Origin of the sequence: Leuconostoc holzapfelii (assembly GCF_012396485.1) — a bacterium.
GTDB lineage: Bacteria > Bacillota > Bacilli > Lactobacillales > Lactobacillaceae > Leuconostoc > Leuconostoc holzapfelii.
Genome location: NZ_JAAXPO010000006.1, coordinates 145,968 through 152,284, shown reverse-complemented (window position 1 = coordinate 152,284; position 6,317 = coordinate 145,968). Strand labels below are relative to the sequence as shown.

The window sequence follows — 6,317 nt, the reverse complement described above, 5'->3', positions numbered from 1 at the left end:
AACGTTCGTGAGCTGATAAACTAGAAGACATAAGCTGCAGATCCTTTATGGTTGATTTTAGTCAATTACCATTAAAGTCTCTGCAGTTTTTTTATGCAAGGTGTTCGGTTTAATTTTACAATCTGCCGGTAGACATTAGTTCACTCGTCACGCAAATTATCCCGATTAAAAGTATTCAGGAAAATAACACAACCACATACCTAGAAGGTACACCGGTTAATTCGCAGTACATTAACAATTATGAACAGGTCTACGCGATTAAAGTCGACTTCACGGACGACACAATTAAAACGGTTGATGATCTTAACAACGCAGCAGCAAAATGGTTTGTTGAAAGTGCGAATACCGGACGCGATAAGCCAAGTGTTGCGATTGATATTGACGTTTTGAGTTTGCAAGATAGCGCTGATTATCAAGATAAGTTTAAAAATCTTGAAAGTGTTGCGTTGACTGATACGGTTACGGTTTACGTGCCTGAATATGGCGTGAATGTGACGGCAATCGTTAACGAAATTCACTTCGATCCAATTCAAGAACGGGTTACAAAGTTGGTAGTTGGAACAGCAAAACAATCGTTCGCGGATAGTTCACACGTTCAGCTATCCGACTTACAAGATAAGGTGACCTCCGTTCAGGAACAAGCCGACCAAGCTGCTGTTAGTGCCAATGCTAAGAACACGAACTATTATGGCAGCGTTAAGCCATCACACCCGCAAGACGGTGACACTTGGTTTTGGGTAGACGGTGACAAATCTGGTATTAAGGTTTTTGTTAATGGCGATTGGGTCGAGTCGGTTGATTCAGCAACTGAACAAAAAATTTCAGATAACGTTGACAAAGCCGTCACGGACGCAAAAACCTATAGTGACCAAGCGATCGCAACTAATCGCGAACAAGTTGACGCTGAAATTAAAACAGTCAGCGACAAAACGGCACAACTAGAGAGTGAACAAGCTGAGTTAGATACAAAAGCCCAAGGTTACGCCAATCAAGCACTTGCTGATGCTAAGGCCGATACTCAGGCTACGGCGCAAAAGACAGCCCAAGACGCACAAACAGCACTCAATAATGCCGAAACAACACTTCAGCAAGAAATCAGCCAAAAAGTCAGTCAAGCTGACTATGATGCAAAAACAGGTGATCTAAGTTTAAAAGTATCTACCGCGCAGCAGACGGCAGATAGAGCAGTCACAACGATTGGCGACTATAAACAGGCAAACGACGGGCGTGTTAGTGCTGCTGAAAGTAAAAGTGAGCAAAACTCGCACGACATCACTACTAAAGTTAGTCAAACTGATTATGATCAGAAAACCGGTGAGCTGTCTGGTGAAATTAGCAGCGTTAAACAAGCGGCTGGTGAGATTAACCAGACGGTGGCTAATGTTCAGACACAGGTAAACGCGCTCAACCAAGTCAACCTTGTTAATAACAGCCAACTTGCAATAGACTACTCAGGGTGGCACGTTGACAGCCCTTGGGGTGCAACAGTTACCAACCAACTTATCAACAATGGTACAGCAGACAGCAGTGGGGCTATGTATGTATGGCATAACGCCAGCAATAACGGCACTTGGATTTTTTCGGATCCAATACAAGTTACCCAAGGCATCACGGTATCAGCATCCATTACGGCTGCTATGCCATCACCACCATCAAGTGATGTGCCTCTAGCCCTCTTTGTAATGGCTTATGATGGCAATAGAAATAAAGTTTTTGACTATGGGTATAATATCCCCACTACCTCACTAGATGGTACATTTAGAACCTTTAAGGTTGAAAACATAACCGTACCTTCCGGTACAATTTGGGTATCTTTGGTGTTTGGTTGGAACGTTGGGGGTGATATTAGTTTTGGTAGGCCTATGTTGGTTATTGGTGCTACCGTTGGGGACTACGTAGCCGGTCAGTATGTCAATAATGACAAGATTAGCACCGTGTCACAAAAAGTTGACTCAATCACCAGCATCGTATCAGACCCAGCTGCGGGTCTATCCACTAGAGTACAAACGGCAGAGGGTAATATCAGCACCGTCCAAAGCAACGTGAGTGACTTACAAAGCAAGCAGACACAGACCGCCGATGGCCTAACCACTGAAATTAGCAACCGCCAGACAGGTGACACAAACACCCTCACACAGGCGCAGGGCTTTACCACGAGCAGCATCAATAGTTACAACACGAGTATGCAAAGCCAGCTAACCCAGACGAGTGATGCTATTTTTGCCCAAGTATCAGCAACTGGTATACGTTACATTCGTGTTAATGGGCAGGGTAATAATAATAATAATGGTACCCATATCGTAAGAATATCTTTATTTGACTCGAGTGGGACAGATTTACTAGCCGGGAAAACGGCAACGCTTAGCGGCCCTGATAACCCTTATTTTAATAGCCAATCAGATGCAAACGGTGCAACAGACGGTAACATAAATACATTTGGATATTTTTACCCAGAACCTAACCTAAATAACTTTATGGTGTATGACTTGGGAAGTGTCGTATACACACCACAGAGGCTAGAGGTTAAGATTCTTGCAACCCGAACCTATAAAAGCGTAAATGTACAGGTATCACCTGATGGAAAAGCATGGCGCACGGTGTTGTTAGAGGACATCAAAGGGCTTGGAAGTCCTGATATAAATGTTGCTGATACATCCGTTAGCTTGGGTGGCACGTCATCGGCCACGCAATTAGCCCTGCTAAAAGACAACTGGAGCATTGGTATATCTGACAACACAAGCGCATTAGCAAGCGGTATCTTCGGTGACATCAACGGCATGGCGTTGAACGGCAATACAGTCACGATCGACGCGAACCAGACAGTCATCACAGGTACTGCATTCATAAAAGACGCCATGATTGACTATATTTCAGCAAGTAAATTGACAGTGGGTAATTTAGATGCTGATAAAGTTAGAATAATAAATCTGGACGTTAATACACTTACTGGTGATGTGTCTAGGTTCTTAGAGACAAATTGGGATGGCGCGTACGGCAGTACGAAAATCACGAGTGCTGGTATGAAAATTAATACACAATACATTCAAGCTGATTTTCAAGATTTTGGTATGGATTTTAGCTACATCAACCAAAAAATAGGTGGGATGGGAATATCGCAATATACAAACGGCGAGCCGGGATTGGCTATGCGATTGGAAAGTGACGGGGCTTATATGGCATGGTCTGCTAGAAATGAAGGCGATTCTACTGGACCATATATAAACAAATTGGCTTGGTATCGTCAAGGGAAACCAGGCCTAGGTGGTAATTATGGTTTCATATTTGAGGACCGTGTGACGTTTAATAAACCAATAAACGTTGAGGGCGTTGAGCAAAAATTAGTTTATCAGCCAGTAAATTATAATGGTTCACTCCACCCATATTTTGGTGCAGAGGGAGGAAACTCAGGCTTTACTTTTGGTAACGATTGGATTGATTATATGAATAATGGCCACTACTACCCCATAACAAGATTGCTCACATCGTTAAGCGGCCTTGGAAATGTTGCTATACCAACACAAATAAACAGTGATGGGAGAGTAGCCGGATGGAGAAACATAACATTATAAAAAGGGAGAAATTATGCAACCAAATAAAGATGTAATTATCAGTAAGTTATTGCAACAGAACGCACAACTTACGTTTGATAAAGCGCAATTAGAAAGCGTCATTGAACAATACCAACAAAAAGCGCAAGTAGAACAAGCCGAAAAGGCAGAGGAGAAATAAGATGACAATTAACGTAGATAACGCACAAGTACAATTTGTAGATGGTAAGTTAACTGTTCAATATTTTGCAGTTTCGTTTGCTTCTGGGACATACCCAAACCGATTAAATGGCAATGTGCAAGTGACACCAGATGATGGCGTCACTATTAATTCGACACCAGATGAAGTGATCGCATTGGCTAAGAAGAAAATTCAAGCGTTGATTGCGGATGTGGCGGCATGACGGATATTTTGAATTATCTATTTGCAAACCTAAACGGGGCAACCGAAACGGCTGTCCTTTTTATTTTGGTATTTTTTGATACTTTTCTGGGTTCATTGTGGCGAAAAAGAAATGGTGTAGCGAGGACTTCCGGTGGTGGTCTTGGAGGATTAGTCACCTCAATTCCATTAGCGCTCATGCCAATAGTCATTTGGGCTTTTACCATTTTAATTTCTTATGTCCCAACACATTTAGGTGGCAGAGACTTTACTTTTCAACCATTCATATTTGATGCCATCTCATTTGCAGTTACCTTAATTATTGGGAACTACATGTTGAAATCAATATATGCCAACATGCAATTAGCAGGCATTGATATTCCAAACTGGGCCGTTAAATGGGTTGAAGACGAGTACCACGTGAAGCTTAAAAAGATTGATTCAGAACCAAATGCAGCAAAGAAAGCAGAGGAAAAATAATGTTGAATGAAATTTTAAAGTTAGCGAACACAGCAGTAGCAGTTTTTGTTGCAGCAGGAGGCGGATTCGGACTGTCAAAGTTTTTGAATTTTAAAGCCTCTACCGAAAAGAATGAGAATATCAAGAAAGCGCTTGAGTTTGCAAGCCAAGCCGTCTTGACCGCACAAGCATTCTTAGGCAATGGAGCAGTGCAACAGCAAGCAGCCGCTGCCGAATTAAAGGCACGACTTGATGAAAATAAAATCGGCGATAACTTCACGGAAGCGCAGATTTTGTCGTATATCAAAACGGCTTATGCACATGAAAAGGCTAACGGCGCATTAGGTGCAGTGAAGCCACTTGTGAGTGCTGAAGAACTCGCGAAAGCAGAGGCGGTGGTGTCTAACGCACCTGAAACAGCACAAGCGCCTACGGCTTAATTAGGAGGCTATTATGGCATATACAATTAAACAAGATATTGTTGTCCCATTTAATTATGTGAAGAGCAATAGCGGTCTAGTACCGCCGTTCTCACAGGTACATTTGCATTCAACAGGTAACCCTCGTGCAAGTGTACAAAACGAACGCGACTATTTAGCGGGCCATTATAACGAAGCCAACTACACACACTTAGTTGGTATCACAAATGGTGAAGTGGATATTCGACAAGTCATGAACACGAATGGTGGTGCTTGGGACGTAGGAGGCGATTGGAACTGGGACGGCCATTCATCTATTGAGTTTGCCGAGGGGTCTATTCAATCACAAGACGACTTCAACAAGGCTTATCCGGCTTATATTTGGTTGGCCCGTCAACTTGCAAAAGAGGCGGGCGCTGGTAGTACGATTGATGACCAGAACACGTCAGGCACAAAAACTCACAACTATGCGAGTGCAACTGGCCATGGTTCGGACCATACAGACCCGATTGCATTCTTAGCGAAGTGGGGTGTATCGAGTGAAAAGTTGAATGCGGACATCGTTAACGGTATTGGAGACGATAGCACGCCTATTGTGGTACCGACAGCAACGCCACAGGTGCAACCCGAGGCAGATACGTCAGCAATCCAAGTGTTTAAGAATGCTGGTAATAAGTTCATATTATTTAGTACATTCCGCGTCGATGAAATTCAGCAAATCAACGGTATCTGGCAAATGATTAATTACAACTTGGCAGGTGGACGCGACTTCTCATGGACGAACAATGGTATCCCTTTGGATATTGTCGATAACGTCACGCGAGGCAATTATGCAAATACTCAAGTTGGCGATTTGGTTCGTTTCAACAGTGCAAACAATCAAGGCGCGATTGATGAATACGACAATGCAAGCAACGCGGTCGGAATCAAGTTTGGACAATACGGCATGATTTGGTTTAATGCTGATGCTTTCATTAAGTTATAACTGAATAGACTAAAAGACCCGACTAAATTAATTTCTGGTTGGGTCTTTTTTGTGTGTTTATACTCTGCGCTATTTAACAAACAGTGGTATCATAAGCTTGTAACATCAAATAAAAATCTAAGGAGATCATTATTATGTCAGTCGAAGAAAAGTTTGATAGCGCCAAAGACCAAGTTGCTGGTAAGGCAAAAGAAGTAGAAGGCAAAGTTACTGGGGACCAGACACGTGAGGCAGAAGGTAAGGCTCAAGGTGTTCTTGGAAAAGTAAAGGAAACATTCTCTGATGTAAAGGAAGCCGTCAAAGATACTCTGGACGACTACAAAGAAGACAGCAAGAAAGAAATTGATAAGTAATTTAAAACCCGCCTAACTGGAATACCTGGTTGGGTGTTTTTTATTGCCTTAATTTGTAGCCTTTTTGTAGCCCTTTGTTGTGAAACATTATTAAACATCGTGATTTTGTTTGTTGTTTGAAAACCATGAAAACACTGATATAATAGTATTCGTTGCTTATTATGAGCGATA

At 42.4% G+C, this 6,317-nt stretch carries 7 protein-coding genes; all 7 read left to right on the top strand.

The window, feature by feature from the left end; genetic code table 11:
* Positions 1 to 386 precede the first annotated feature (386 nt).
* Entirely contained in the window at positions 387 to 3,569 is a 3,183-nt protein-coding gene (locus HF966_RS06665; protein ID WP_168677304.1) for a hypothetical protein, read from the top strand.
* Between the two features lie 13 nt (positions 3,570 to 3,582).
* The gene (locus HF966_RS06660) at positions 3,583 to 3,729 is read left to right on the top strand and encodes a hypothetical protein (RefSeq protein WP_168677302.1); all 147 of its coding nucleotides are present in this window, start codon (positions 3,583 to 3,585) and stop codon (positions 3,727 to 3,729) included.
* A gap of 1 nt (position 3,730) precedes the next feature.
* Complete coding sequence (locus tag HF966_RS06655) at positions 3,731 to 3,952, top strand: hypothetical protein (RefSeq protein ID WP_168677300.1); 222 nt, start codon at positions 3,731 to 3,733, stop codon at positions 3,950 to 3,952.
* A complete protein-coding gene (locus tag HF966_RS06650) occupies positions 3,949 to 4,410 on the top strand; it encodes a hypothetical protein (RefSeq protein ID WP_168677298.1) in 462 nt (153 codons plus the stop codon). The genes HF966_RS06655 and HF966_RS06650 overlap by 4 nt, the downstream gene beginning before the upstream one ends.
* Positions 4,410 to 4,829 (top strand): hypothetical protein, encoded by a 420-nt coding sequence (locus HF966_RS06645; RefSeq protein ID WP_168677296.1) that lies wholly within the window; start codon positions 4,410 to 4,412, stop codon positions 4,827 to 4,829. The genes HF966_RS06650 and HF966_RS06645 overlap by 1 nt, the downstream gene beginning before the upstream one ends.
* Positions 4,830 to 4,842: 13 nt before the next feature.
* Positions 4,843 to 5,793, top strand: a complete 951-nt coding sequence (locus HF966_RS06640) for a lytic exoenzyme target recognition domain-containing protein (RefSeq protein ID WP_168677294.1) — start codon at positions 4,843 to 4,845, stop codon at positions 5,791 to 5,793.
* Positions 5,794 to 5,927: 134 nt separating this feature from the next.
* The gene (locus HF966_RS06635) at positions 5,928 to 6,146 is read left to right on the top strand and encodes a CsbD family protein (RefSeq protein ID WP_168677292.1); all 219 of its coding nucleotides are present in this window, start codon (positions 5,928 to 5,930) and stop codon (positions 6,144 to 6,146) included.
* The last annotated feature ends 171 nt before the right edge of the window (positions 6,147 to 6,317 follow it).

Coding starts and splice junctions, on each gene's coding strand:
- HF966_RS06655 (WP_168677300.1), top strand. CDS start 3,731: ATGACAATTAACGTAGATAACGCACAAGTACAATTTGTAGATGGTAAG.
- HF966_RS06645 (WP_168677296.1), top strand. CDS start 4,410: ATGTTGAATGAAATTTTAAAGTTAGCGAACACAGCAGTAGCAGTTTTT.
- HF966_RS06660 (WP_168677302.1), top strand. CDS start 3,583: ATGCAACCAAATAAAGATGTAATTATCAGTAAGTTATTGCAACAGAAC.
- HF966_RS06640 (WP_168677294.1), top strand. CDS start 4,843: ATGGCATATACAATTAAACAAGATATTGTTGTCCCATTTAATTATGTG.
- HF966_RS06650 (WP_168677298.1), top strand. CDS start 3,949: ATGACGGATATTTTGAATTATCTATTTGCAAACCTAAACGGGGCAACC.
- HF966_RS06635 (WP_168677292.1), top strand. CDS start 5,928: ATGTCAGTCGAAGAAAAGTTTGATAGCGCCAAAGACCAAGTTGCTGGT.